This window comes from Massilia sp. Soil_C_3 (assembly GCF_057657035.1).
Genome location: NZ_JBDGJG010000001.1, coordinates 128,691 through 151,817, shown reverse-complemented (window position 1 = coordinate 151,817; position 23,127 = coordinate 128,691). Strand labels below are relative to the sequence as shown.

General features: G+C 65.4%; 24 protein-coding genes and 1 riboswitch. Of the genes, 8 read left to right on the top strand and 16 right to left on the bottom strand.

Translation table 11 applies throughout. The annotated features are described in order from the left end of the window. Positions 1-11 precede the first annotated feature (11 nt). Positions 12-215 carry a sulfur carrier protein ThiS gene (gene thiS / locus AC3A6F_RS00660; protein WP_109345051.1) on the bottom strand — a complete coding sequence of 68 codons (204 nt, stop codon included), beginning with the start codon at positions 213-215 and terminating at the stop codon, positions 12-14. Continuing rightward, complete coding sequence (gene thiC / locus AC3A6F_RS00655) at positions 216-2,141, bottom strand: phosphomethylpyrimidine synthase ThiC (protein ID WP_487678008.1); 1,926 nt, start codon at positions 2,139-2,141, stop codon at positions 216-218. Positions 2,142-2,212: 71 nt separating this feature from the next. Further along, a riboswitch (TPP riboswitch) is annotated at positions 2,213-2,319 on the bottom strand. Between the two features lie 88 nt (positions 2,320-2,407). On the opposite strand from thiC, the gene AC3A6F_RS00650 reads away from it, so the two are divergent. Then, positions 2,408-5,206, top strand: a complete 2,799-nt coding sequence (locus AC3A6F_RS00650) for a valine--tRNA ligase (protein ID WP_487678006.1) — start codon at positions 2,408-2,410, stop codon at positions 5,204-5,206. Between the two features lie 201 nt (positions 5,207-5,407). Here AC3A6F_RS00650 and AC3A6F_RS00645 read toward each other — a convergent pair whose 3' ends face one another. Then, positions 5,408-6,433, bottom strand: coding sequence for an MBL fold metallo-hydrolase (locus tag AC3A6F_RS00645; protein WP_487678004.1), 1,026 nt, complete (start codon positions 6,431-6,433; stop codon positions 5,408-5,410). Positions 6,434-6,562: 129 nt separating this feature from the next. Here AC3A6F_RS00645 and AC3A6F_RS00640 point away from each other — a divergent pair, with 129 nt between their 5' ends. Next, positions 6,563-7,171, top strand: a complete 609-nt coding sequence (locus tag AC3A6F_RS00640) for a TetR/AcrR family transcriptional regulator (RefSeq protein WP_487678002.1) — start codon at positions 6,563-6,565, stop codon at positions 7,169-7,171. 102 nt (positions 7,172-7,273) lie between these two features. Here the strand turns inward: AC3A6F_RS00640 and AC3A6F_RS00635 are convergent, their stop codons facing one another. Continuing rightward, positions 7,274-7,744, bottom strand: a complete 471-nt coding sequence (locus tag AC3A6F_RS00635; RefSeq protein WP_487678000.1) for a hypothetical protein — start codon at positions 7,742-7,744, stop codon at positions 7,274-7,276. A 306-nt stretch (positions 7,745-8,050) separates the two neighbouring features. Beyond that, entirely contained in the window at positions 8,051-9,532 is a 1,482-nt protein-coding gene (locus AC3A6F_RS00630) for an alanine/glycine:cation symporter family protein (protein ID WP_487677998.1), read from the bottom strand. A gap of 144 nt (positions 9,533-9,676) precedes the next feature. Here AC3A6F_RS00630 and AC3A6F_RS00625 point away from each other — a divergent pair, with 144 nt between their 5' ends. From AC3A6F_RS00625 to AC3A6F_RS00610, 4 genes are all read left to right on the top strand, one after another. Next, positions 9,677-9,874 carry a hypothetical protein gene (locus AC3A6F_RS00625; RefSeq protein ID WP_208276971.1) on the top strand — a complete coding sequence of 66 codons (198 nt, stop codon included), beginning with the start codon at positions 9,677-9,679 and terminating at the stop codon, positions 9,872-9,874. A gap of 97 nt (positions 9,875-9,971) precedes the next feature. Then, the gene (locus AC3A6F_RS00620) at positions 9,972-10,421 is read left to right on the top strand and encodes a DUF2147 domain-containing protein (RefSeq protein ID WP_123070007.1); all 450 of its coding nucleotides are present in this window, start codon (positions 9,972-9,974) and stop codon (positions 10,419-10,421) included. Positions 10,422-10,460: 39 nt separating this feature from the next. Further along, entirely contained in the window at positions 10,461-10,802 is a 342-nt protein-coding gene (locus AC3A6F_RS00615) for an SMR family transporter (protein WP_487677995.1), read from the top strand. A gap of 162 nt (positions 10,803-10,964) precedes the next feature. Then, positions 10,965-11,432: a hypothetical protein gene (locus AC3A6F_RS00610; protein WP_487677993.1), complete on the top strand. Its 468-nt coding sequence runs from the start codon at positions 10,965-10,967 to the stop codon at positions 11,430-11,432. Here the strand turns inward: AC3A6F_RS00610 and AC3A6F_RS00605 are convergent. The 3 genes from AC3A6F_RS00605 to AC3A6F_RS00595 are packed head-to-tail and all read right to left on the bottom strand — an operon-like array spanning position 11,427 to position 14,958. Next, positions 11,427-12,032 (bottom strand): response regulator transcription factor, encoded by a 606-nt coding sequence (locus tag AC3A6F_RS00605; protein WP_487677991.1) that lies wholly within the window; start codon positions 12,030-12,032, stop codon positions 11,427-11,429. The genes AC3A6F_RS00610 and AC3A6F_RS00605 overlap by 6 nt on opposite strands. Continuing rightward, positions 12,029-13,144, bottom strand: a complete 1,116-nt coding sequence (locus AC3A6F_RS00600) for a sensor histidine kinase (RefSeq protein ID WP_487677989.1) — start codon at positions 13,142-13,144, stop codon at positions 12,029-12,031. The genes AC3A6F_RS00605 and AC3A6F_RS00600 overlap by 4 nt, the downstream gene beginning before the upstream one ends. Continuing rightward, positions 13,144-14,958 carry a CIA30 family protein gene (locus AC3A6F_RS00595; protein WP_487677987.1) on the bottom strand — a complete coding sequence of 605 codons (1,815 nt, stop codon included), beginning with the start codon at positions 14,956-14,958 and terminating at the stop codon, positions 13,144-13,146. Before AC3A6F_RS00595 ends, AC3A6F_RS00600 begins: the two co-directional genes overlap by 1 nt. A 104-nt stretch (positions 14,959-15,062) precedes the next feature. Between AC3A6F_RS00595 and AC3A6F_RS00590 the strand changes: the two genes are divergently transcribed. Both AC3A6F_RS00590 and AC3A6F_RS00585 read left to right on the top strand, forming a co-directional pair. Then, a complete protein-coding gene (locus AC3A6F_RS00590; RefSeq protein ID WP_487677985.1) occupies positions 15,063-15,608 on the top strand; it encodes a helix-turn-helix domain-containing protein in 546 nt (181 codons plus the stop codon). 153 nt (positions 15,609-15,761) lie between these two features. After that, positions 15,762-16,163 carry a hypothetical protein gene (locus tag AC3A6F_RS00585; protein ID WP_487677983.1) on the top strand — a complete coding sequence of 134 codons (402 nt, stop codon included), beginning with the start codon at positions 15,762-15,764 and terminating at the stop codon, positions 16,161-16,163. Positions 16,164-16,170: 7 nt separating this feature from the next. Here the strand turns inward: AC3A6F_RS00585 and ruvB are convergent, their stop codons facing one another. The 8 genes from ruvB to AC3A6F_RS00545 form a co-directional block, all read right to left on the bottom strand. Further along, positions 16,171-17,238: a Holliday junction branch migration DNA helicase RuvB gene (gene ruvB / locus AC3A6F_RS00580; protein WP_487677981.1), complete on the bottom strand. Its 1,068-nt coding sequence runs from the start codon at positions 17,236-17,238 to the stop codon at positions 16,171-16,173. 15 nt (positions 17,239-17,253) lie between these two features. Next, a complete protein-coding gene (gene ruvA, locus AC3A6F_RS00575; protein WP_147937357.1) occupies positions 17,254-17,832 on the bottom strand; it encodes a Holliday junction branch migration protein RuvA in 579 nt (192 codons plus the stop codon). 18 nt (positions 17,833-17,850) lie between these two features. Then, entirely contained in the window at positions 17,851-18,390 is a 540-nt protein-coding gene (gene ruvC / locus AC3A6F_RS00570; RefSeq protein WP_208276979.1) for a crossover junction endodeoxyribonuclease RuvC, read from the bottom strand. A 118-nt stretch (positions 18,391-18,508) separates the two neighbouring features. Continuing rightward, on the bottom strand, positions 18,509-20,095 hold the full coding sequence (purH, locus tag AC3A6F_RS00565) for a bifunctional phosphoribosylaminoimidazolecarboxamide formyltransferase/IMP cyclohydrolase (protein WP_487677979.1): 1,587 nt from the start codon (positions 20,093-20,095) through the stop codon (positions 18,509-18,511). Positions 20,096-20,190: 95 nt separating this feature from the next. Further along, on the bottom strand, positions 20,191-20,424 hold the full coding sequence (locus tag AC3A6F_RS00560; protein ID WP_005667930.1) for a helix-turn-helix domain-containing protein: 234 nt from the start codon (positions 20,422-20,424) through the stop codon (positions 20,191-20,193). A gap of 97 nt (positions 20,425-20,521) precedes the next feature. Beyond that, entirely contained in the window at positions 20,522-21,547 is a 1,026-nt protein-coding gene (dusB, locus tag AC3A6F_RS00555; protein ID WP_320476218.1) for a tRNA dihydrouridine synthase DusB, read from the bottom strand. A 149-nt stretch (positions 21,548-21,696) separates the two neighbouring features. Next, positions 21,697-22,377, bottom strand: coding sequence for a histidine phosphatase family protein (locus AC3A6F_RS00550; RefSeq protein WP_487677976.1), 681 nt, complete (start codon positions 22,375-22,377; stop codon positions 21,697-21,699). Between the two features lie 48 nt (positions 22,378-22,425). After that, positions 22,426-23,091, bottom strand: a complete 666-nt coding sequence (locus AC3A6F_RS00545) for a YbhB/YbcL family Raf kinase inhibitor-like protein (protein WP_487677974.1) — start codon at positions 23,089-23,091, stop codon at positions 22,426-22,428. Positions 23,092-23,127: the final 36 nt, after the last annotated feature.

The following is a 23,127-nucleotide window of genomic DNA, read 5'->3' as shown; positions in this document are numbered from 1 at the left end:
CTCGTCTCCTGTCAGCCGCCACCGATGGCGCGCACGATATCGACCCGGTCCTGCTCCTGCAGGCGCCGGTGCAGCCATTGCTGGCGCGGCACCACCTCGCGGTTGACCGCCAGCGCCATCCCCTGTCCGCTCAGGCCTAGCTGTTCCAGCAGGCCGAACAGGGTTTGGCCCTGCGGCACCGTGCACGGCGCCCCGTTGACTTCGATTGGCGTCATTCACACCTCCCGGTACAGCTGGGCGCCGTTCCTGACGAACTCGATCGCCTTTTCCTGCATGCCGTGCGTTAGCGCGGTCTCCCCTTGCACGCCCCTGGCGGCGGCATATTCGCGCACCTCCTGGGTGATCTTCATCGAGCAGAAATGCGGGCCGCACATCGAGCAGAAGTGGGCGACCTTGGCCGAATCCTTCGGCAGGGTCTCATCGTGGAATTCGCGCGCCTTGTCCGGGTCGAGCCCCAGGTTGAACTGGTCTTCCCAGCGGAACTCGAAGCGCGCCTTCGACAGCGCGTTGTCGCGCAGCTGGGCGCCCGGATGGCCCTTGGCCAGGTCCGCCGCGTGGGCGGCGATCTTATAGGTGATGATGCCGTCCTTGACGTCGTTCTTGTCGGGCAGGCCCAGGTGCTCCTTGGGCGTCACGTAGCACAGCATGGCGGTGCCGTACCAGCCGATATTGGCCGCGCCGATGCCCGAGGTGATGTGGTCGTAGCCCGGCGCGATGTCGGTGGTGAGCGGTCCCAGCGTGTAGAACGGCGCCTCGTGGCACTGCTCCAGCTGCAGGTCCATGTTTTCCTTGATCAGGTGCAGCGGCACGTGGCCAGGGCCCTCGATGATGGTCTGCACGTCGTGCTTCCAGGCGATCTGGGTCAGCTCGCCCAGGGTCTTCAGTTCGGCCAGCTGGGCTTCGTCGTTGGCGTCGTAGATCGAGCCGGGACGCAGGCCGTCGCCCAGGCTGAACGAGACGTCATAGGCCTTCATGATGTCGCAGATGTCCTCGAAGTGCGTGTACAGGAACGATTCGCGGTGGTGGGCCAGGCACCACTTGGCCATGATCGAGCCGCCGCGCGAGACGATGCCCGTCAGGCGGTTCGCCGTCATCGGCACATAACGCAGCAGCACGCCGGCGTGGATGGTGAAGTAGTCGACGCCCTGCTCGGCCTGTTCGATCAGCGTGTCGCGGAAGATCTCCCAGCTCAGGTCCTCGGCCTTGCCATTGACCTTTTCCAGCGCCTGGTAGATCGGCACCGTGCCGATCGGCACCGGGCTGTTACGCAGGATCCATTCGCGCGTCTCGTGGATGTGCTTGCCGGTCGACAGATCCATCACCGTGTCGGCGCCCCAGCGGATGGCCCAGGTCATCTTTTCCACTTCCTCGCCGATCGACGAGGTGACGGCCGAGTTGCCGATATTGGCGTTGACCTTCACCAGGAAATTGCGGCCGATGATCATCGGCTCTAGTTCCGGGTGGTTGATGTTGGCCGGGATGACGGCGCGGCCGCGCGCCACTTCCGAGCGCACGAATTCGGGGGTGATCTCGGCCGGGATGCTGGCGCCGAAGGACTGCCCCGGATGCTGGCGGCCCAGCAGCGCCGCCACGCGCTGGCCCATCGGGCCTGACGACTCCAGCGAGGCGATGTATTCCTTGCGCTGCATGTTTTCGCGCAGGGCGATGAATTCCATCTCGGGCGTGATGATCCCGGCGCGCGCGTAGTGCATCTGGGTGACGTTGCGCCCGCCATGGGCGCGGCGCGGCGCCCGCTGCAGGTTGAAGCGCAGCGCGGCCAACTGCGGATCGTTCAGCCGTGCCTGGCCATAGTGCGAGGTCGGGCCGTCCAGTTGCCCGGTGTCGCCCCGTTCGGCGATCCATGCCTGACGCATCGGCGCCAGGCCGCTGCGGATGTCGATCGCCGTGCCCGGCTCGGTGTACGGGCCGGAGGTGTCGTAGACGAACAGGGGCGGATTCGGCTCGGCGCCGAAGCTGTCGGGCGTAGGCGACTGGCCAATTTCGCGCATCGGCACACGGATGTCGGGCCGGCTGCCCTCGATATAGACCTTGCGCGAATTGGGTAGTGGGTTGATGGCCGCATGGTCCACCGTGGCGGTGGCGGCATCGAATACCCGGGATGACTTCAGAGGTGCGTTCATGTGGCTCCCTTGCTTGCGGAGCCAGCAAAGGAGGTGCCGGGTGCAGGGCGGACGCGGATGTGCGCACGCTTGCATCGATTCGGCTGCTTCCCTTCGCTGGCATTATCCAGATCAGGTTCGGAGGGTATTTCTCACCCACGCGCCGTTGTAACGACGCATAGGACCCCTAGCGTTTTGCCGGCCGAGTTTCCCCGGTCCAGCGCAGTAAATTATACGCGCTTGTAATTTATAATGGTTGTTTTCGAAAATATCACTCCGACCACATCATGGAATTAGCCAAGTCTTTCGAGCCAGCCGATATTGAACAGTTCTGGCGCGCCGAGTGGGAAAAACGCGGTTACTTCACCGCCACCATGGACGAGGGCAAGCCGTCGTTCAGCATCCAGCTGCCGCCGCCGAACGTGACCGGCACCCTGCACATGGGCCACGCGTTCAACCAGACCGTCATGGATGGCCTGACCCGCTACTACCGCATGCGCGGCTACAACACCGCCTGGGTGCCGGGCACCGACCACGCCGGCATCGCCACCCAGATCGTGGTCGAGCGCCAGCTCGACGCCCAGAAGATCTCGCGCCACGACCTCGGCCGCGACGCCTTCTTGGAAAAAGTCTGGGAGTGGAAGGAAAAGTCGGGCAATACCATCACCGGACAGATGCGCCGCCTGGGCGCCTCGCCCGACTGGAAGCGCGAATACTTCACGATGGACGAGACCCGCTCGAAGTCGGTGGTCGAAGTCTTCGTGCGCCTGTACGAGCAGGGCCTGATCTACCGCGGCAAGCGCCTGGTCAACTGGGATCCGGTGCTGGGCACGGCCGTGTCGGACCTGGAAGTCGATTCGCAGGAAGAAGACGGCTCGATGTGGTACATCCAGTATCCGCTGGCCGATGGCAGCGGCCACCTGACCGTGGCCACCACCCGTCCTGAAACCATGCTGGGCGACGTCGCCGTGGCGGTCGATCCGACCGACGAGCGCTACCTGCACCTGCACGGCAAGATGATCAAGCTGCCGCTGTCCGATCGTGAGATCCCGATCATCGCCGACAGCTACGTCGACAAGGAATTCGGCACCGGCTGCGTCAAGATCACCCCGGCCCACGATTTCAACGACTACGCCGTCGGCCAGCGCGCCAACCTGGCGCCGATCAGCATCTTCACGCTCGACGCCAAGATCAACGAAAACGGCCCGGCCCAATACCAGGGCCTGGACCGCTTCGCCGCGCGCAAGCAGATCGTCGCCGACCTGGAAGCGTTGGGCCTGATGGAACAGATCAAGCCGCACAAGCTGATGGTTCCACGCGGCGACCGCACCAACGTCGTGATCGAGCCGATGCTGACCGACCAGTGGTTCGTCGCCATGACCAAGCCGGCCCCGGAAGGCACGTTCAATCCGGGTAAATCGATCACCGACGTGGCGCTGGAAAAAGTCGCCAGCGGCGAGATCAAGTTCGTGCCCGAGAACTGGAGCACCACCTACAACCAGTGGCTGGGTAATATCCAGGACTGGTGCATCTCGCGCCAGCTGTGGTGGGGCCACCGCATCCCGGCCTGGTTCGCAGAGGACGGCAGCATCGTCGTCGCGCGCGACGAGGAGGAAGCCCAGGCTAAGGCCGCCGCGCAAGGCATCACCGGTGCGCTGCGCCGCGACGACGACGTGCTCGACACCTGGTTCTCGTCGGCCCTGGTGCCCTTCTCGACCATGGGCTGGCCCGAAGAAACGCCGGACATGAAGATGTTCCTGCCGTCGTCGGTGCTGGTCACCGGCTTCGACATCATCTTCTTCTGGGTGGCGCGCATGGTCATGATGACCGCCCACTTCACCGGCAAGGTGCCGTTCGAGACCGTGTACGTGCACGGCCTGGTGCGCGACTCGCAGGGCCAGAAGATGTCGAAGTCGAAGGGCAATACGCTCGACCCGATCGACTTGATCGACGGCATCGACGTCGAGACCCTGGTGGCCAAGCGCACCACCGGCCTGATGGACCCGCGCGCGGCCGAGAAGATCGCCAAGGCCACGCGCAAGGAATTCCCGGACGGGATCGCGGCCTTCGGCACCGACGCCGTGCGCTTCACCATGGCGAGCTACGCTTCGCTGGGCCGCAACATCAACTTCGACCTGGGCCGCGCCGAGGGTTACCGCAACTTCTGCAACAAGCTGTGGAACGCGACCCGCTTCGTGATGATGAACACCGAGGGCAAGGATTGCGGCGCTCCGGCTGCGGAGGATCTGTCCCCCGCCGACCGCTGGATCATCTCGCTGATGAACCGCGTCGAGCTCGACATCGCGAAAGGCTTTGCCGACTACCGCTTCGACAATATCGCCGGCAGCATCTACAAGTTCGTATGGGACGAGTACTGCGACTGGTACCTGGAAGTGGCCAAGGTGCGCGTGCAGCAAGGCACGCAAGCCCAGCAGCGCGCCACCCGCCACACGCTGCTGCGCGTGCTGGAAGTGATCCTGCGCCTGGCGCATCCGATCATCCCGTTCGTGACCGAGGCCCTGTGGCAGAGCATCGCTCCGCTGGCCGGCAAATCGGGCGAGACCATCATGCTGCAGCCCTACCCGCTGGCCGATACCTCGCTGGTCGACGAAGAAGCCGAAGCCTGGATGGAGCAGTTCAAGGCGCTGACCGACGCCACCCGCAACCTGCGTGGCGAGATGTCGCTGTCGCCGTCGGTGCGCGTGCCGCTGATCGTCGAGCCGGGCAATGAAGCCGATCGCGCCAGGATGGCGGTGTTCGCACCGTACATCCAGCTGCTGGGTAAACTCGCCGAAGTGCAGATCGTCGACGCGCTGCCGGAATCGCCAGCCGCGGTGTCGATCGTCGGCACCACCAAGCTGATGCTGAAGGTCGAGATCGACGTCGCCGCAGAACGCGAGCGCCTGTCGAAGGAGATCGCCCGCGTCTCCGGCGAGATCGCCAAGGCCAACGGCAAGCTGTCGAACGAAAGCTTCGTGGCCCGCGCGCCGGCCGCCGTGGTGGCGCAAGAGCAGGAACGGGTGGCGAACTTCTCGGCCACGCTGGCCAAGATGCAGGAGCAGTTGGAGAAGCTGCCGGCCGCCTGATCGTCGTTGTCAGATGCGCGTCGTTACTGCCACTGGCAGTAACGACTCCCCGCGCAGGCGGGGACCCAAGCTAGCTTGAGCAGTCACTTAAATTCGCATAAGTGGTCTGCTTGAAACTTGGGTCCCCGCCTCCGCGGGGACGACGTTTTTTGGTTGCTGGAAAAATGAGCGTTTCGATACGCAGACTCTCGCAGCCTTTCTTTATTTCAAGCCCTGCCACCAGCGGCCGCCGGCATGCGGCTGTTTCAGGTCCAGCGCCTCGCCCATCTCGGGCGTGGTCAGCTTGACGCCCTTGTCGTCGGCCAGCTGCGCGATGCGGTCGAACGGATCCTGCCAGCGATGCATTCCCAGGTCGAAGGTGCCGTTATGCACCGGGAACAGCCAGCCCGCTTTCAGGTCGAGGAAGGCCTGCATGGTTTCCTCGGGCTGCATGTGGACGTCGGGCCAGCGCTTGTCGTAGGCGCCGGTTTCCAGCAGCGCGACGTCGAACGGGCCGAACCTGGCGCCGATCTCCTTGAAGCCCTTGAAGTAGCCGGTGTCGCCGCTGAAGAACAGGCGCAGCGCGTCATGCTGTATCACCCACGAGGCCCACAGGGTCTTGCCCGCATCGTGCAGGCCGCGGCCAGAGAAATGCTGGGCCGGGGTGGCGGTGATGCGCACGCCGCCCACCTCCGTCCCCTGCCACCAGTCGAACTGGCGCACCTTGGCGCGGTCCACGCCCCAGTCGATCAAGCGGTTGCCCACGCCCAGCGGCGTCAGGAACAGCGTGGTCTTGGCCGCCAGTGCCTTCACCGAAGCGTGGTCGAGGTGGTCGTAGTGGTCGTGCGACAGGATCACGGCCTTGATCGGCGGCAGTTCGTCGATCGAGATCGGCGGCGCATGGAAGCGCGCCGGGCCGGCCCACTGCACGGGCGAAGCGCGCTCGGAGAACACCGGATCGGTGAGATAGAACTCGCCGCCGAGCTTGATCAGCATGGTCGAGTGGCCGAGGCGATACAAGGTGTTGTCGGGCGCGGCCAGCAGCGCCGCCTGGCTCAGGGCGCGCACCGGCACCGCCTGCTCGGGAATCGTGCCCTTGGGCTTGTCGAACAGGAAAATCCACCAGAGCTTGGCCATTTCGCCAAAGCTCATCTTGTGCATCTCGACCGGGTTGCGGTATTTCCCGTCGTGGAATTGTGGCGAAACAGGTGCGGTAGTGGTGCTGGCGAAGGAGGTGCAGGCAGCCATGATAGCGATTGCTCCAAGTAGGATAGTGCCGAATAGTAGGCGCATGATATGAATGGATAGTCGTAAAGTACACTACACAGTGTAGTATCTACTTTTGAGAAAGTAAACTACTGAGTGTAGAATTCGCGTATGCACACGCCGACCCGCCTGACCGACCGAAAACGCAGCGCCATCCTGGCCGCCGCTGCCGAGCAGTTCCGCGTCCACGGTTACGAAACCGCCAGCATGGATGCCATCGCGGCGCTTGCGGAAGTTTCGAAGCGCACCGTCTACAACCACTTCGCCAGCAAGGAAGAACTGTTCGCCGAAACGGTGATGCAGATGTTCGAGAGCAGCGCCGGCCAGCTCGAACTGGGCTACCGGCCCGACCGCAGCCTGCGCGAGCAGCTGGTCGAATTGATGGCGCTGAAGATGCGCACCCTGGCCGATCCGGAATTCATCGCGCTGGCGCGGGTGGCGATCGGCGAAGCGATTCACGCGCCCGAGCGCACCTTGCCGGTGATTGCCCGCCTGGGCGAGCGCGAAGAAGGTGTCACGGTCTGGATCCGTGCGGCCCAGGCCGACGGCAAGCTGAAACCGGGCGATCCCTCGTTCGCGGCGACCCTGCTGCAGGGTCAGATCAAGACCTTCGCTTTCTGGCCGCAGATCGCGATGGGCGCCGCGCCACTCTCGCCCGAGCAACAGGAGCGAATCATCGACGCCGCGGTATCGATGTTCCTGTCCTACTTCGCCAGCTAAAAGTCGGGCACGGCGCGGGCGCCCTGCGCTGCCGCTGCCGCCTGGCGCGCCGATGGCCGACATTGCGCAGGCGCGGCTGACGTCGATTCAACCGGTGAGGACCTATTCCGGTTTCCTGACAATGTGCCCGGCGGCGAGGATATCCGTCGTCAACTGCCAGAACGGCCCGTTGAGCAGGGGTACCGACGCCAACTTCTGACAACGCGCTATCGACATATACGACAGGCGCGTCGATTTGCTCGTGACATAGCTGAAGATGTTCGGATTGAGGTAAGCCAGCTTGCCCTCTCGACTGATGCCGACGATCAGGATCACATGCCTACCCCAGCCGAGCTTGCCGGCGCCGTACAAGCCTTCGGCGATAACCGGACCTTTCCTCAGCGCTGCCCTCCACACGCTTACCTCCTCGCACGTTACCAGGCTTCCATTGGTGGCGAGTCCGTATTCCTGCGCATGCAACTCAATGCGCGAACCGCGGTTTTTCCGGTACGCGTCGATTACTCCCGGCGTGTGAGCAGTGCGCCTGGCGCCACGCTGGTCCAAGCCATAAATGGTGTTGTGCTTGGTTTCCATGAGCATTTCAATGCACTTTAACCAGCAAGAACTCATCATCCCCTGGAAGCGCCATGTAACGTTGTGCGTACCCGTAATAATCGACATCGATCGCTCCCTTCATCCTGGCGTTGACCCATATACGCGGACGGACGCGAACCGGATGCCATCAGAAGATGTTCACGAAGCGGGCGCCCTTGCCCACCGACCTTGCATAGCACACCGTGCCGCCGTTTTCATGGACCAGATGGCGCACCATGCCAAAGGCGGCACTCGCCAATGGGGAGCGCAGCCTGCGCCAGTCCTGGCTGGCGCTGCGCGAGTGGCTTACTTGACCGGCGCGTCGTCGCGCACAGGCGCTTGCGGCGCGCGCAAGGCGGCCGCGCGCTGTTCCCAGTAATGCGCGTTCTCGATCCCGAGCGCCTTCGGATCGAACTCCGGATCCTTGCCGGCCTTCTTCTGCGCCTCGTAGTCGCGCAGGCACTTGAACGCTACCTTGTGCAGCATCACGATGGCGACGATGTTGAGCCACGCCATCAGGCCGACGCCGATGTCGCCCAGGCCCCAGGCCACGTCGGCGGTCTTGACCGCGCCGTAGATGGTGGCCGAGACGATGCACAGTTTGAGCACGAAGGGCAGCCACGGATGGCGGCCGTGGCGGTCCATGTAGGCGATATTGGTCTCGGCGATGTAGTAGTAGGCGACGATGGTGGTGAAGGCGAAGAACAGCAGCGCGATCGCCACGAACAGCGCGCCGAATCCCGGCAGCACGTTCTCGAGCGCGGTCTGGACATAGCCCGGCCCCGAGGCCACGCCCTGGATGCCGACGAACACCGGCGTCCCGTCCGGGTTTTCGACGTTGTACTGGCCGGTGATCAGGAGCATGAAGGCGGTTGCCGAGCACACGAACAGGGTGTCGATGTATACCGAGAACCCCTGCACCAGGCCCTGCTTGGCCGGGTGGCTCACTTCGGCCGCCGACGAAGCATGCGGGCCGGTGCCCTGGCCGGCCTCGTTCGAGTAGATGCCGCGCTTGACGCCCCACTGGATCGCCAGGCCGAGCATGGCGCCGAAGCCGGCGTCCAGGCCGAAGGCCGAGCTGAAGATCAGTTGCAGCACGCCCGGCAGCTCACCGATGTTCATTGCCACGACCACGATCGCGACCAGGATGTAGGCGGCGGCCATGAACGGCACCACGACTTCGGCAAAGCTGGCGATGCGGCGCACGCCGCCGAAGATGATGATGGCCAGCACCACGGCCAGGCCGATGCCGGTGTACAGCGGATCGATGCCGGCCGCGGTCTTGAGGCCCTCGGCGATCGAGTTGGCCTGCACGCCCGGCAGCAGCAGCCCGGTCGCCAGCAGCGTGGCAAGCGCGAAAGTCCAGGCGTAGCGCTTCATGCCCAGGCCTTTCTCGATGTAGAAGGCGGGACCGCCGCGGTACTGGTTGCCCACCGGTTCCTTGTAGACCTGGCCAAGGGTCGACTCGACGAAGGCCGAGCTGGCGCCCAGGAAGGCCATCATCCACATCCAGAACACCGCCCCCGGACCGCCGAAGGTGATCGCGGTGGCCACGCCCGCGATATTGCCGGTGCCGACCCGGCCGGCCAAGGTCATGGCCAGCGCCTGGAACGAGGACACGCCCTGCTCCGAACTCTTGCCTTCGCGCATGAGGCGCACCATCTCGCGCACGTGGCGCAGCTGCAGGAAGCGCGAACGTACCGAGAAATACAGCCCGGCGCCCAGGCACAGGGCGATCATGATGGGGCTCCAGATGATGCCGTTGATGGCGTTGACCAGGTCGAGCATGCAATGTCCTTGTGACGTGGAAAAAAGATGCCACAAGATACAACAATTCATGAAAAACATGCATCGGAAAAAAATAGACTGGCTGCCATTCGCCACCAGCCCAACAGGAAATGGCAATGTGTCAAGACATGGTAGGATCGGCGCATGGACCGACGAAGCGACTACAAGACCTCCCTGCGCATCGACGCCGTGATCCACGAAGCGTCCGCCGAGAACCGTTCCAGCGCCGCGCGCCAGCTCGCCGAGCTCGGGGTGCCGCTGGACGTCACCATGCGCGTGCTGACCCGCCCGGCCGAGCGGCGTCACCAGGTCACGCCGGAAGACGTGCGCAACGCCCCTTGATGCCGGTTTTGGAAGGAATCCTCTGATTCCGGCCCCTCCCGGTGCCAGGTGACTTTGCTACACTCTGCCGTACCAACAACAACACTGGAGACACCCCATGCGACACCTGATGCGCGCCGGCCTGATCGCCGCCATGTTCGCCCTGCCCGCCGCCGCGTTCGCGCAAGGCGCCTCGCCGGTCGGCACCTGGAAAACCATCGATGACGAGACCGGCAAGCCGAAGGCGCTGGTGCGCATCACCGAGGAAGGCGGAGTCCTGACCGGCAAGATCGAGAAACTGTTCCGCCCGGCGGACCAGGACCAGAATCCCAAGTGCGTGAAATGCAGCGACGCGCGCAAGGACCAGCCGATCATCGGCATGACGATCCTCTCGGGCCTCAAGAAAGAAGGCAACGACTACACCGGCGGCCAGATCCTCGATCCGTCCAACGGCAAGACCTACAAGAGCAAGGCCAGCCTGGCCGACAACGGCAGCAAGCTCGAAGTACGCGGCTATGTCGGCGCCCCGATGTTCGGCCGCACCCAGACCTGGCAGCGCGAACAATAAACCTCACTGCGGCCCGGCGACGGGCCGTTTTTCATCCTGATGACCCTCAATCAAGCCTATATCTTCCTTGGCTTTGCCATCGTCGCCGAAGTGATCGGCACCACCGCTCTCAAGGCTTCCGACAGCTTCACCCGCCCGCTGCCGAGCCTGATCACGGTCGGCTGCTACGCCCTGTCGTTCTACCTGCTCACCTTCAGCCTGCGCGTGCTGCCCACCGGCATCGCCTATGCGATCTGGTCCGGCGTCGGCATCGTGCTTATCTCCCTGGTCAGCTGGTTGTATTTCAAGCAAAGCCTGGATTTAGCGGCCATCGCCGGCCTGGGCCTGATCATTGCCGGCGTGCTGGTCATTAACCTGTTTTCGAAGAGCGTCGGGCACTAGCCTGGTTCACGCCCCGGGCAATGTCGGCTATGCTATCGCGAACATCACGTCAACCGTGACGTGTTGCCGGACGTTACTTCCAACCCACCTTGGAACCTGACTGGCGCAATGAAACCGACTTCCGTAGCGCGTGCCGCACGCCCCGTCTTCCGCGGACGGGCCATGCGCGTGATTCGCCTGCTCAGCCTGGCTGGCGGCGTGTTCGGCATCCTGTTGCCGGCCGCCTTGCTGGCCTCGACCGCGCACGGCATTCCTGACTGGATCGAGCCGTACATCGTGCTGGTCGGCGTGGCGCTCGGCTCGGGCGGCTTCTTCCTGGTCGCGATGGCCGGCCACCGCATGAACCGCGACGCCATGCTGCGCTCGTTCGCCGCCCTGCTCCTGATGATGCCCTTCAGCGCCAGCGGCGTCGTCATCTGGCATGCCAGCAATATGCTGATGGTCTATCTGTGTACCTTCCTGTTGATGCTGACGATCCTTCTGTATTTCAGCTTCATCTATCCGCTGACCCATGTGCCGCAACAGCCGATCGTGCCCAGGACGCCTTCCCGGCGCGGGCCAAAACCAATCCAATGGATCCCGCTGCGCCGCAACGCACAGCGCGAACGCAGCACCACACAAACGCTATAACCAACCGGCGTCACGCGCCATCCGGTACGCTTCCACACGATTTCCGGCGCCCAGCTTGCTGATCGCCTCCGACAGATAGTTGCGCACCGTTCCTTCCGACAGGTGGACCTGGCGCGCGATCTCGACGCTGGAACGGCCCTCCCCCGCCAGGCGCAGCACCTGCCGTTCGCGCTCGGTCAGCGGATCGCTGCCGCCGTTCCAGCTTGCCAAAGCCAGCTCGGGCGCGATCGCGCGGCCACCGCCGTGCACGGCGCGGATGGCGTCGGCCAGCGCCTCGACCGGCGCATCCTTGAGCAGGTAACCGCGCACGCCCGCCTCCATCGCGCGCCGCAGGTAGCCGCTGCGGGCGAAGGTCGTCACCACCACCACGCGGCAGGCCAGCTTTCTCGAAGACAGCGCCTGCGCCAGTTCGATGCCGGTCATGTGCGGCATCTCGATATCGGTCAGCACGATGTCGGGAACGAGGCGCTCGCACAGGGCCAGCGCCTCGCGGCCATCGAGCGCGCCGGCCACCACCTCGATGTCCGGCTCCAGCCGCAGCAGCGCGCTCAGGGCGCCCAGCACCAGTTGCTGGTCCTCGGCGATCAGGACGCGGATCATGCCGGCACCTGCAGCTCGAGCGCCAAGCCGTCGCCGGCCGCCAGTTTCATGCGCCCGCCGAGGGCCGTCACCCGCTCCTGCATGCCGGCCAGCCCGTTGCCATGCCTTAGCTCATCGGTATCGCGCAGGCGGCCGTCGTCGTGCACGCGCAGCACGGCGTGGCCATCTTCTCGGCTAAGGGACAGCGTGCAGCGCGACGCCCGGGCATGGCGCAAGATATTCGTCACCGCCTCGCGCACCGCCAGCGCCACCACGTGTTCCACCGCGGGGGGCAGGTCGATGCGCTCGACCCGTTCGTCGAGCACGACGTCGGCGGCCAGCAGGCTGGCGCGGGCGCTGGCCAGGGCCTGGGCCAGGCCGCTCTCGCGGTAGCCGGTGACGGCCGCGCGCACCTCGGCCAGGGCATTGCGCGCACTGGCTTCGATGTCGGCGATCTCGCGTTCGCAGGCATCAAGGTCGCGCCGCGCCAACTTGCCGGCCAGTTCGGCCTTGAGCGCGATCGTCGACAGCGAATGGCCGAGCAGGTCGTGCAGGTCGCGCGAGATGCGTTCGCGCTCGGCGATGCGCGCCATGTGCTCCACTTCTTCCTGCTTGCGCGTCAAGCGGGCACGCGAGTCGCGCAGGCGCTGGTCCATCAGGGTCGACAGGCCCACCGGCAGGCCGACCAGCAGCAGCGGCAACAGGAACACCATCTGCATCCGGCCCTCGACCAGGAACGACGCCGCCGCCCCGCCGGCGAGCACCGCCAGCATGCCGCCGACGGCGTGGCCCGGCCGCGGGATACGGGCGCACATGGCGCAGGCGAAGATGAAGAAGCAGGCCGCGCCCGGATTCCAGCGCGCCCACAATGCGCCGAACAGGCAGCCCGCCGCCACGCAGGCGTGGACCTGCCAGCCGCGCGCCCAGAAGCTGAAGCAGTACAACGCAACGAAGGCCACCAGCGTCAGCGCCAGCAGGGCCGCCTCCAGCGCGCCGGGCGTCACGTAGGCGAATTTCCAGAACAGGTAGCCGAGCGACAGCAGCCACAGGTATTGCAACCTGCCGTAGGCGGGCGGGATCCAGGGCCGCGCCAGCGCGTGCCGGAGCGTGGTCATCATGGTTGGCGTCGTCATTATTCTTGTTCCAGCAGGCGCACGTCGGCGAGTTCGAAGCGGTAGTCGCCGGCTTGCGGTCCGGCGCTGAATGCTAGCATGGCGATGGCGGCCGGATCGATGCCGGCGAAGGCGCTCAGCGACATGCTGATCTCCGCCCACTCGCCCTTGGCGACGAAGGGCACGGTGCTCGGCCGAGCGTTGCCGGCGCCCATCAGCATCACCTGATAGGTCTTGCCGTCGCCGCGCACCTTGAAGCGCAGGGTCTTCGCCGCGCTCAGGTCAACCGGCCGCATCGGCTGGGCGCCGGGCATGAAGGCCACGGCGGACCACGCGAACGGCAGGCCCGGCGCGACCGTGGCGCGCACCGCCAGCGGCACTTGCCCGTCGGGCAGCGGCGCCAGCACGTCGAGCTTGACGGTCGACTTGCCGCCCGCGATCTGGTCGGTCGACGGCATCCAGCCGCTGCCGAACGGACTGCCCAGGCGGCTGGCGCTGAAGTCGCTGATGCGGCCATCCGGCGGCAGCGCCTGGCGCGTGGCCCCGCTGCTTTCCTGCGCCACCCGCTGGCGCCGCGCATCGCGCAGGGCATTGGCGCTCTGGCCATCCTTCCAGACCTCGACGATGCGGCGCGTGGCCTTGATGTCGGCCGCCGGATTGCCCTCGACCAGCAGCAGGTCTGCCTTGCAGTCCCTGGCGATGCAGCCGCGCTGGCCCAGTCGGAAGGCCGCGGCCGGCGCGCTGGTGGCGGCGGCCAGCGCCTCGGCCGGGCTCAGGCCCGCCTCGACCAGCGCCGCCAGTTCGCGGTGCATGCTGATGCCGTACAGGGTGCCGGCGTTGCCGGCATCGGTCCCGGCCAGGATCGGCACGCCGGCCTTGCGCATTGCGGCGGTGACGGCTTTCGGCGCCGCCAGCGCCTGGGGCCGCGCCTGCGCGCCATAGCGCGCCTTGAGCGTGGCGACGCCTTCGCGGTCGACCAGCGCCGCCAGCCGGGAGTCGGCGAGCAGGTCGTCGCCGCGCACGCCGGCCATGCTTTCCAGGACCGCGAAGGTCGGAATCACGAAGGCGCCCCTGGTCCTGGCCAGCCGGGCCAGGCCATCGACGGCCTGTCGATCGGGCGCCGCGCCCAGGAACAGGTGCACCAGGCCGTCGGCGCCGGCCTCCAGCGCGGCGCGCGCATCCTGCTCGTTGCTGACGTGGACCACGGCCAGCTTGCCGCGCAGGTGGGCGGCCTCGATCAGCGCCCTGGCGGTCGCCAGGTCGAGCGAATTCATCTTGCTGGTGCCCTGGCCTCCGGCTTCGAGCACGATCTTGATGAAGTCGGAGCCTTCGGCGATGCGCGCATCGACAAAGTCGCGCGCCTGGTCCGGCCGGCTCAGGGTCGGGATGGGCAGGCCGTACTGGGTGCCGTGGCCGTTCGGAGCGGTGGCCAGGGTGCCGGCCGAGAACATGTCGGCCCTGCCCGCGTTGCGGCCGGCCGCCATGCTGCCCTTGACCTCCTGCATCAGCGGCACGGCGGTGAACATATCGACCTGCGTGGTGACGCCGAACAGCAGCGGCAGGTCGAGCTGCCTGAACGCATGGGTATGAGAATCGATCAGGCCCGGCAGCAGGGTGCGGCCTGCGCCGCTGACGATGCGGCTGCCTGCGGGCGGCGTACCGCGGAAGTCGGCATCGACGATGACGCCGCCGTCGAACAGCACCGACCGGCGTTCGTGCACGGTCTTGCCGTCGAAGACGCGCACGTCCTGGACCAGGGTGGCGGCGGCCAGGGCCAGGGTGGACAGCGACAGACCGGCGACGGCGGCGATTGTTTTCAGGACGGGAGCGGACATGGTTTCCTCACGGGGTTGGTGTGAGGCCAGTATGTCGACGCCCTGCCCGGCCCGATAGAATCGCTTGCCATCGATCCTGGCTGACAAATGTCATGGCGCTGCCCGTGAGATGCGGATCCCTGCCAGATTCTTGCCTATTCCTGCCAACCACTTGCGCCCTCGGCCGCGCTCTGGTTGAGCGCCAGCCGCAGGACATCGCGGCGCTGGCGCCGGCGTATGAACGCGAGATCCTGTACCGGGTGCTGCAGGGACCGCATGGCGCCATGCTGCGCGCGATCGCCATGCCGGACAGCGCACTGGCGCGGGTCCAGCGCGCGATCGCGTGGATCCGGCGCGAGTTCGCCAGCTCCCTGCGGGTCGAGACGCTGGCCGAGAAGGCGGCGATGAGTCCATCGTCCTTCCACCGCCATTTCAAGGCCGCCACCGCCCTGAGCCCCCTCCAATACCAGAAACGCGTGCGCCTGATGCAGGCGCGCATGCTGATGATGGCGCATGGCGCCAGCGTGACGGGCGCCGCCTTCGAGGTCGGTTATGAAAGCGCGACCCAGTTCAGCCGCGAGTACGCGCGCCTGTTCGGACTGCCGCCCGCGCGATGCGGCGCGGATCGCCGTGCATGCGCGCGGAAACAGCATGTGAGCGGCGCCCGGTAGATGTAAAGAAACCGTTGCGCACGAGGAAACAATTACGACAAGTATTTTTCCCTGTGTGCTATCTTGGTTTCACTGCCGGACCGGCAGGACGTTTTTCGTATGGCTATCCAAGAATCCGGCCTTTGCCGTCTTTTCACTCAACAAGGATTTGCCATGATCTTTCTTCGACTCGCCAGCCTGGTGGCCGGCGTGCTGGTGCTGATCTCACCCGCCATACTGATACGCGCCGGTGGCATGCCGCCGGATACAGCCCGGGCCAGCGCGGCGCTGGCCTGCGTGGTGCTGGCGTCGAGCGGTTTCATCATGGTCGGGATGGCAGGCCAGCGCCTGCGCCGCTCGGCCCTGCTGCGCACGGCGGCGGCGATCCTGCTGGGCGTGCCGACGCTCGCCAGCGCTGCCCTGCTGTGGCGCGGCAGCTCGCCCGCAGTACTGTGGCTGGCCGGCGCCGTCATCGGCTTGAGCATGCTGCTGTACCCGACGCTCGTCTACCGCCCGGTCCCTTCCCTCACCGCGCTGTTGCAGCGGCGACGCCGTCATCCCGCGCCGGGGGCCTGAACGCGATTCAACCGGGCGGCAGGCTGTCCCACAAATCGCCCGTCGGGCTGATGCGCGGCGCGCTGACGCCGAAGTGCTGGTAGGCCAGCGGCGTGGCGATGCGTCCGCGCGGGGTGCGCTGCAGGTAGCCCTGCTGGATCAGATAGGGTTCCAGCACGTCCTCGATGGTATCGGCGGCCTCGCCGATCGCCGCCGCCAGGTTGCCGATGCCGACCGGGCCGCCGGCGAACTTGAACAGCACCGCCTCCAGCAGCTTGCGGTCCATGACGTCGAAGCCGACGCTGTCGACGTCGAGCATCTTGAGGGCGCGGTCGGCGATGTCGGCCACGATCTCGCCATTGCCCTTCACTTCCGCGTAGTCGCGCACGCGGCGCAGCAGGCGGTTGGCGATACGCGGCGTGCCGCGTGCGCGCTTGGCCACTTCGCGCGCGCCGTCCTCGTCGATCGGCGCGCCGAGCAGCGCCGCGCTGCGCAGCACGATCCTGGTCAGCTCCTCGACGTTGTAGAACTCCAGGCGCGCCACGATGCCGAAGCGGTCGCGCAGCGGATTGGTCAGCATGCCGGCGCGGGTGGTGGCGCCGACCAGGGTGAACGGCTGCAGGTCGAGCTTGACCGAACGCGCGGCCGGACCCTCGCCGATCATGATGTCGATCTGGTAGTCCTCGAGCGCCGGGTACAGGATCTCTTCGACCACCGGCGACAGGCGGTGGATCTCGTCGATGAACAGCACGTCGTTCGGTTCGAGGTTGGTGAGCAGCGCCGCCAGGTCGCCGGGACGCTCGAGCACCGGACCCGAGGTCTGGCGCAGGTTGACGCCCATCTCGCGCGCGATGATGTGGGCCAGCGTGGTCTTGCCCAGGCCCGGTGGGCCGAACAGCAGCGTGTGGTCGAGCGCTTCGCGCCGCTTGCGCGCTGCTTGAATGAAGATCTCGAGCTGGTCGCGGATCTTTACCTGGCCAACGTATTCGTCCAGCTGCTTGGGACGCAAGGCGCGTTCGATCGCCTCTTCGTTGGGCGAGGCCGGCGCGGCGTCGATCACGCGCTGTTCGGTAAAGCTGTCGGTCTGGATGCTCATGACGTGTTTTCTACATTAGCCTTTGGACAGCGCCTTCAGCGCGAACTTGATGCCGTCCGACACGCTCGATCCGGCCGGCATGTTCTTGATCGCGAGGAGCGCTTCCTTGTCAGAATACCCCAGCGCGGCCAGCGCGTTGAGCACGTCCACCTGCGCGTCGTCCCGGGCAGCGCCCGCGACCATGCCGATGTCGGCGCCGAGCTTGCCCTTCAGTTCGAGCAGCAGGCGTTCGGCCGTCTTCTTGCCGATGCCCGGCACCTTTACCAGGCGGCCGGTTTCCTGCAGGGTGACGGCCTGCGACAGCTCGGCCACCGTCATGCCGGACAGGATCGCCAGCGCCATGCGCGCGCCGATGCCGGTGATCTTGATCAGCTGGCGAAACAGCGCGCGTTCGGAAGCCGCGCCGAAGCCGAACAGCAGGTGCGCATCCTCGCGCACCACCAGGTGGGTGAACAGCACGACTTTTTCGCCGGTATGCGGCAAGTTATAAAAGGTGCTCATCGGCACGTCGACTTCGTAGCCGACGCCATTGCAATCGACCAGCACGTGCGGCGGCGCTTTTTCGAGCAGGGTTCCAGAGAGGCGACCGATCATCGGTTTTCCTTACATGTTTTATGAAACGAGGCGGCTGTTCTTCATGCGCAGCGCCTGCCCGGCAGGCGACAAGCCATTGAGCAGCGACAAGGTGTCGATGCTGTGGGCGTGGCAGATGGCGACGCCCAGGGCGTCCGCAGCATCGGTGCCAGGCAGGCCCGGCAGCTTGAGCAGGCGCGCGACCATGTCCTGCACCTGCGGCTTGGCCGCCTTGCCGGTGCCGACCACGGCCTGCTTGACCTGCACCGCCGTGTATTCGGCCACGTCGAGGTCGGCGCTGACCAGGGCCGTGATCGCCGCCCCGCGGGCCTGGCCCAGCAGCAGCGTCGATTGCGGATTGACGTTGACGAAGACTTTTTCGATGGCGGAACAGGCGGGCCGGTAGGTGGCAATGATTTCGCTCACGCCGTGCAGGATGACCTTGAGCCGCGGCGGCAAAGCGCCCTCCAGCCCGGTCTTGATGGTGCCCGAAGCGATGTAGCGCAGCCTGGCGCCGTGTTTTTCAATGACGCCGAACCCCGTCGTGCGCAGGCCCGGGTCGATGCCGAGAATAATCATGATGGAATGTTACCCCGGCTGGGGGTGTTCGTGGGAAAAATACTGTGCAAAAACACAGTTCACCACGGTTGGATCGCATCGGGCCGGCAAATTCCACCTGCCCGATGGTGTCACCGGATCAGTGACGGAAGTGACGGGTGCCCGTGTACAGCATCACCACGCCGCGCTCGTCGGCGGCGTCGATCACTTCCTGGTCGCGCATCGAGCCGCCCGGGTGGATGACGCAGGTCGCGCCCGCATCGACCACCACATCCAGGCCGTCGCGGAACGGGAAGAAGGCGTCCGACGCCACGGCCGAGCCGGCCAGCGACAGGCCGGCGTTCTGGGCCTTGATCGAGGCGATGCGGGCCGAATCGATGCGGCTCATCTGGCCGGCGCCGACGCCCAGGGTCATGCCATTGGCGCAGAACACGATCGCGTTCGATTTCACGAACTTGGCCACACGCCAGGCGAACATCATGTCTTGCAGTTGTTGCGGGGTCGGCTGCTTCTTGGTGACCACGCGCAGGTCGCCCAGGCCGACGTTTTTCGCATCCGGCGACTGCACCAGCAGGCCGCCGCCGACGCGCTTGACGTCATAGGCGTTCTGGCCGGCGCCCAGGGCGATCTCGAGCAGGCGCACGTTCTGCTTGGCCGCCATGATCTGGCGCGCTTCCGCCGTGAACGACGGCGCGATCAGCACTTCAACGAACAGCTTCGACAATGCTTCGGCCGCCTTGCCGTCGACTTCGACGTTGAAGGCGATGATGCCGCCGAAGGCCGAGGTCGGGTCGGTCTGCAGCGCGCGCGAGTAGGCGTCCAGGGCGTCAAAGCCGATCGCCACGCCGCACGGGTTGGCGTGCTTGACGATCACGCAGCCGGCCGGCTGCTGCATGCCGCCCAGCGACTTGACGCATTCCCAGGCCGCATCGGCATCGGCGATATTGTTGTACGACAGTTCCTTGCCCTGCAGCTGGGTGTAGTTGGCCAGCGCGCCGTCGATCGTGATCAGGTCGCGGTAGAAGGCCGCGCCCTGGTGCGGGTTCTCGCCGTAGCGCATGTCCTGGACTTTTTCGAAGCCCATGTTCAGCGTTTGCGGGAAGCTCGAGCGGGTCGCGTGCGCGCGGTCTTCGCCCAGGCTGGTCAGGTAGTTGGTGATCGCACCGTCGTATTGGGCGGTGTGCGCGAACACTTTCTTGGCCAGGCGGAATTTGGTTTCATAGCTGACCGGGCCGGTGGCTTCGCCCTGGCCTTTCATTTCGGCCAGCACGACGCCATAGTCGGCCGGGTCGACGATCACGACCACGTCGCGGTGGTTCTTGGCCGCCGAACGCAGCATGGTCGGGCCGCCGATGTCGATGTTCTCGATCGCATCTTCCAGCGAGCACTCTTGTTTGGCAACGGTCTGTTGGAACGGGTACAGGTTGACCACCACCATGTCGATCTGCGGAATGCCGTGCTCTTCCAGCTTGGCGACGTGCTCGGGGAAGTCACGACGCGCCAGGATGCCGCCGTGCACTTTCGGGTGCAGGGTCTTGACGCGGCCATCCAGCATTTCCGGGAAACCGGTGTAGTCGGCGACTTCGGTCACCGGCACGCCGTTATCCTGCAGCAGCTTGGCGGTGCCGCCGGTGGACAGGATATTGACGCCGAGCGCCGAGAGCGCACGTGCGAAATCGAGCACGCCGGTCTTGTCGGATACGGAAATGAGAGCTTGTTTGATCATGGTGTGGCCTATGGTTGAGAATTCCTGGCGGCGGGCAGGCGGATCGGGGATCCGGCCGTGGCCGCGCGCTAGGTGCGCGGCCACGTGGGTCACGCTTAGAGCAGCCCGTGCTCCTGCAGTTTCTTGCGCAAAGTGTTCCGGTTAATGCCCAGCATCTGCGCGGCGTGCGACTGGTTGCCGTCGGCGCGCGACATGACGACTTCGAGGACGGGCTTTTCGACGGTCAACACCATCATGTCGTAGATGTTGGTCGGCTTTTGTTCGCCCAGATCGTTGAAATAGTCTTCGAGACTCTTCTGGACGACTTCCTGGATACTTTCTTTGCTCATGTCTTCTGCTGCTTCATCCTGGTTTAATGATTGCTCCGCTCTCGCGAAGCGCGTCCCCGTGTTCTTGTTCTGGTTTGCTGCTTGTTGCCGGACTTGCCTATGCCGCGATCGCGTCGAGGTCAGGATGCGCGGGGCGGTATTGTAACCGCTCGCCATGCCTGTGCTGCGATTTGAAAAAGTCATCGACCGCCGCCAGTTGCTCGGCCGTTGATTCCAGCAGGTTCATGCGCTGCCGGAATTCCTCGCCGCCTGGCAGGTCTTGTACATACCAGCCGATATGCTTGCGCGCGGTGCGCACGCCGACGTATTCGCCATAGAAGGCGTAATGGGCCGGCAAGTGCTCGTTCATCAATTCGCGCACCTCGTCCACCAGCGGCGCCGGCAGGTGTTCACCGGTGCGCAGGTAGTGGTCGATCTCGCGGCAAATCCATGGACGGCCCTGGGCCGCGCGGCCGATCATCACCGCATCGGCGCCGGTGTAGTCGAGCACGAACTTCGCCTTCTCGGGCGTCGTGATGTCGCCATTGGCCACCAGCGGGATGCTCACCGCCTGCTTCACGGCGCGGATGGTGTCGTATTCGGCCTCGCCCTTGTAGCCGTCGGCGCGGGTGCGGCCGTGCAGGGTCAGCATCTGGATGCCGGCCTGCTCGGCCAGGCGCGCGATGCGCAGCGCATTCCTGTTCTGGCGATCCCAACCGGTGCGGAACTTCAGCGTGACCGGCACGTCGACCGCCTCGACCACGGCGTGCAGGATGCGCTCGACCAGGTCTTCGTGCTGCAACAGGGCCGAACCGCACCAGCTATTGCATACCTTCTTGACCGGGCAACCCATATTGATATCGATGATCTGGGCGCCGCGCTCGACGTTGAACTTCGCGCAATCGGCGAGGTCTTTAGGATCGGCGCCGGCGATCTGCACCGCCTTCGGCTCCATCTCGCCCGCGTGGTCGATGCGGCGCGAGGTCTTCTCGCTGGCCCACAGGCGCGGGTTCGACGCCGCCATTTCGGACACCGCATAGCCCGCGCCGAGCTGCTTGCACAGCTGCCGGAACGGACGGTCCGTCACTCCGGCCATGGGGGCGACAAAGACGTTATTACGCAGGTGATAGGGACCGATTTGCACAGCAGAAAAACTCAGAAGTTTCTTGGGAACCTGCTATTTTACCCCAAGCGCTGCTCAAATTATCAGCAAATTTACATTGATTGTTGCGCGTGCGATATTGGCAGGAGGGAGAAACAGGCGTTGTGACGCCTGATTTATGCGCCTGGCTATTAGGGTAGGTCGTCCAACGCCACCTGGCGCAGGTGCTCAATTTCGCCCCAGCTGACGAGCTTCAGCTTGCCCTGCTCGACGACGAAACGGTTTATGCTGGCGTTGTGCACCTTGAAGTCGCGCGGCGTTTCCAGCGGCAGGCCGAGGGCTGCCCGGTAGGCGCACTCGAGTACACCGCCGTGCGCCACCAGCGCCAGGGTCTGGCCGGGATGGCGGGCAGCGTGGCCCAGGATCGCCTTCGTGGCCCGTTCGAAGAAACTGCGGAAGGTCTCTCCCTGGTTCTTACCTGGCGGCAGGACCGCATCGACATTGCGCGCCTGCCATGCGGCGAACTCGAGCGGGAAGCGGGCCGCGATCTCGCTGTACAACAAGCCTTCGAAGCCGCCATAGCAGCGTTCGCGCAGTTGGATATCCAGTTGGACACGGCCGGCATCGGCCGCGCCACGGGCGCGCTGGACCGCCTCGGCCGTCTGCCGCGCGCGCGCCAGGTCGCTGGAAATGACCAGGTCGATCTGTTCGCCGGCCAGCGCCGCACCCAGCGCCGCGGCCTGGCGCTCGCCTTCGGCATTAAGTGCGATATCGAGATGGCCCTGCAGCCGGCGTTCGGCATTCCAGGCCGTTTCGCCGTGGCGGATCAGGAGGATCGTGGTCGTGCCCGCAGGCGCGTCGTTCAATGTCATGAGGTCCTTGCCCCAGAACCTCGGGGCGGTGAAAAATCAGATGATTGATTATTTTAAAAGGTCGGCTGCGACCTGGGGATTGAGCGAATACGTGCCGAAAATGCGCGCCTCGTCGAGGATATGACCCTGGATCGCCAGGCGCGCCTCGGAGCCCGAGAAGCGCCCCTCCAGCGGCAGGCGGGGGATGTCGAGCGCATACAGCGTAAACACATAATGATGTACGCGCTCGTCGTTCCAGGGTGGGCACGGGCCATCATAGCCATAGAATTCGCCCGCCATGTCGGGGTCGCCCGCGAACCAGCCGGTGTAGTCGTTGACCCCGTGGCGCAGCGCGTGTTCGGTGCCGTTCTTGACGGTGAAGGCGACCTCGGGGCCGGGCTTGCCATGCGGCGTGACCATGTCGGAAAACATGCCTTCGGCCAGCGACTTGAGGCAGACCGGGATGTCGGCCAGCGTCCAGTGGAAGAAATCCACGCGCGGCAAGGTTGCCGGTACGGTGCGGCCTTCCTTGTTGACGTCGCCGCCTTCGGACGGCACGTCGGGATCGTGGCAGATCAGCACCAGCGACTGCGTGCCGGCCGGCACGTCGTCCCAGGCGATATGGGGGTTGCGGTTGCTCGACAGCTTGACGTGGGTAGCCGGATCGCTGACCGCGAACGCGCAGGCGGCGGGGATGTCGGCCCCGTCGGTGAATGAGTCGCTCCAGATTCGCATGTGACCTCCGTGGCTACTAACCCTGCTACTCAATTT

What these genes read in the sequence shown, in the direction of transcription:
- thiS (WP_109345051.1), bottom strand. Translation starts at nt 215, where the DNA reads ATGACGCCAATCGAAGTCAACGGGGCGCCGTGCACGGTGCCGCAGGGC.
- thiC (WP_487678008.1), bottom strand. Translation starts at nt 2,141, where the DNA reads ATGAACGCACCTCTGAAGTCATCCCGGGTATTCGATGCCGCCACCGCC.
- AC3A6F_RS00650 (WP_487678006.1), top strand. Translation starts at nt 2,408, where the DNA reads ATGGAATTAGCCAAGTCTTTCGAGCCAGCCGATATTGAACAGTTCTGG.
- AC3A6F_RS00645 (WP_487678004.1), bottom strand. Translation starts at nt 6,433, where the DNA reads ATGGCTGCCTGCACCTCCTTCGCCAGCACCACTACCGCACCTGTTTCG.
- AC3A6F_RS00640 (WP_487678002.1), top strand. Translation starts at nt 6,563, where the DNA reads ATGCACACGCCGACCCGCCTGACCGACCGAAAACGCAGCGCCATCCTG.
- AC3A6F_RS00635 (WP_487678000.1), bottom strand. Translation starts at nt 7,744, where the DNA reads ATGGAAACCAAGCACAACACCATTTATGGCTTGGACCAGCGTGGCGCC.
- AC3A6F_RS00630 (WP_487677998.1), bottom strand. Translation starts at nt 9,532, where the DNA reads ATGCTCGACCTGGTCAACGCCATCAACGGCATCATCTGGAGCCCCATC.
- AC3A6F_RS00625 (WP_208276971.1), top strand. Translation starts at nt 9,677, where the DNA reads ATGGACCGACGAAGCGACTACAAGACCTCCCTGCGCATCGACGCCGTG.
- AC3A6F_RS00620 (WP_123070007.1), top strand. Translation starts at nt 9,972, where the DNA reads ATGCGACACCTGATGCGCGCCGGCCTGATCGCCGCCATGTTCGCCCTG.
- AC3A6F_RS00615 (WP_487677995.1), top strand. Translation starts at nt 10,461, where the DNA reads ATGACCCTCAATCAAGCCTATATCTTCCTTGGCTTTGCCATCGTCGCC.
- AC3A6F_RS00610 (WP_487677993.1), top strand. Translation starts at nt 10,965, where the DNA reads ATGCGCGTGATTCGCCTGCTCAGCCTGGCTGGCGGCGTGTTCGGCATC.
- AC3A6F_RS00605 (WP_487677991.1), bottom strand. Translation starts at nt 12,032, where the DNA reads ATGATCCGCGTCCTGATCGCCGAGGACCAGCAACTGGTGCTGGGCGCC.
- AC3A6F_RS00600 (WP_487677989.1), bottom strand. Translation starts at nt 13,144, where the DNA reads ATGACGACGCCAACCATGATGACCACGCTCCGGCACGCGCTGGCGCGG.
- AC3A6F_RS00595 (WP_487677987.1), bottom strand. Translation starts at nt 14,958, where the DNA reads ATGTCCGCTCCCGTCCTGAAAACAATCGCCGCCGTCGCCGGTCTGTCG.
- AC3A6F_RS00585 (WP_487677983.1), top strand. Translation starts at nt 15,762, where the DNA reads ATGATCTTTCTTCGACTCGCCAGCCTGGTGGCCGGCGTGCTGGTGCTG.
- ruvB (WP_487677981.1), bottom strand. Translation starts at nt 17,238, where the DNA reads ATGAGCATCCAGACCGACAGCTTTACCGAACAGCGCGTGATCGACGCC.
- ruvA (WP_147937357.1), bottom strand. Translation starts at nt 17,832, where the DNA reads ATGATCGGTCGCCTCTCTGGAACCCTGCTCGAAAAAGCGCCGCCGCAC.
- ruvC (WP_208276979.1), bottom strand. Translation starts at nt 18,390, where the DNA reads ATGATTATTCTCGGCATCGACCCGGGCCTGCGCACGACGGGGTTCGGC.
- purH (WP_487677979.1), bottom strand. Translation starts at nt 20,095, where the DNA reads ATGATCAAACAAGCTCTCATTTCCGTATCCGACAAGACCGGCGTGCTC.
- AC3A6F_RS00560 (WP_005667930.1), bottom strand. Translation starts at nt 20,424, where the DNA reads ATGAGCAAAGAAAGTATCCAGGAAGTCGTCCAGAAGAGTCTCGAAGAC.
- AC3A6F_RS00550 (WP_487677976.1), bottom strand. Translation starts at nt 22,377, where the DNA reads ATGACATTGAACGACGCGCCTGCGGGCACGACCACGATCCTCCTGATC.
- AC3A6F_RS00545 (WP_487677974.1), bottom strand. Translation starts at nt 23,091, where the DNA reads ATGCGAATCTGGAGCGACTCATTCACCGACGGGGCCGACATCCCCGCC.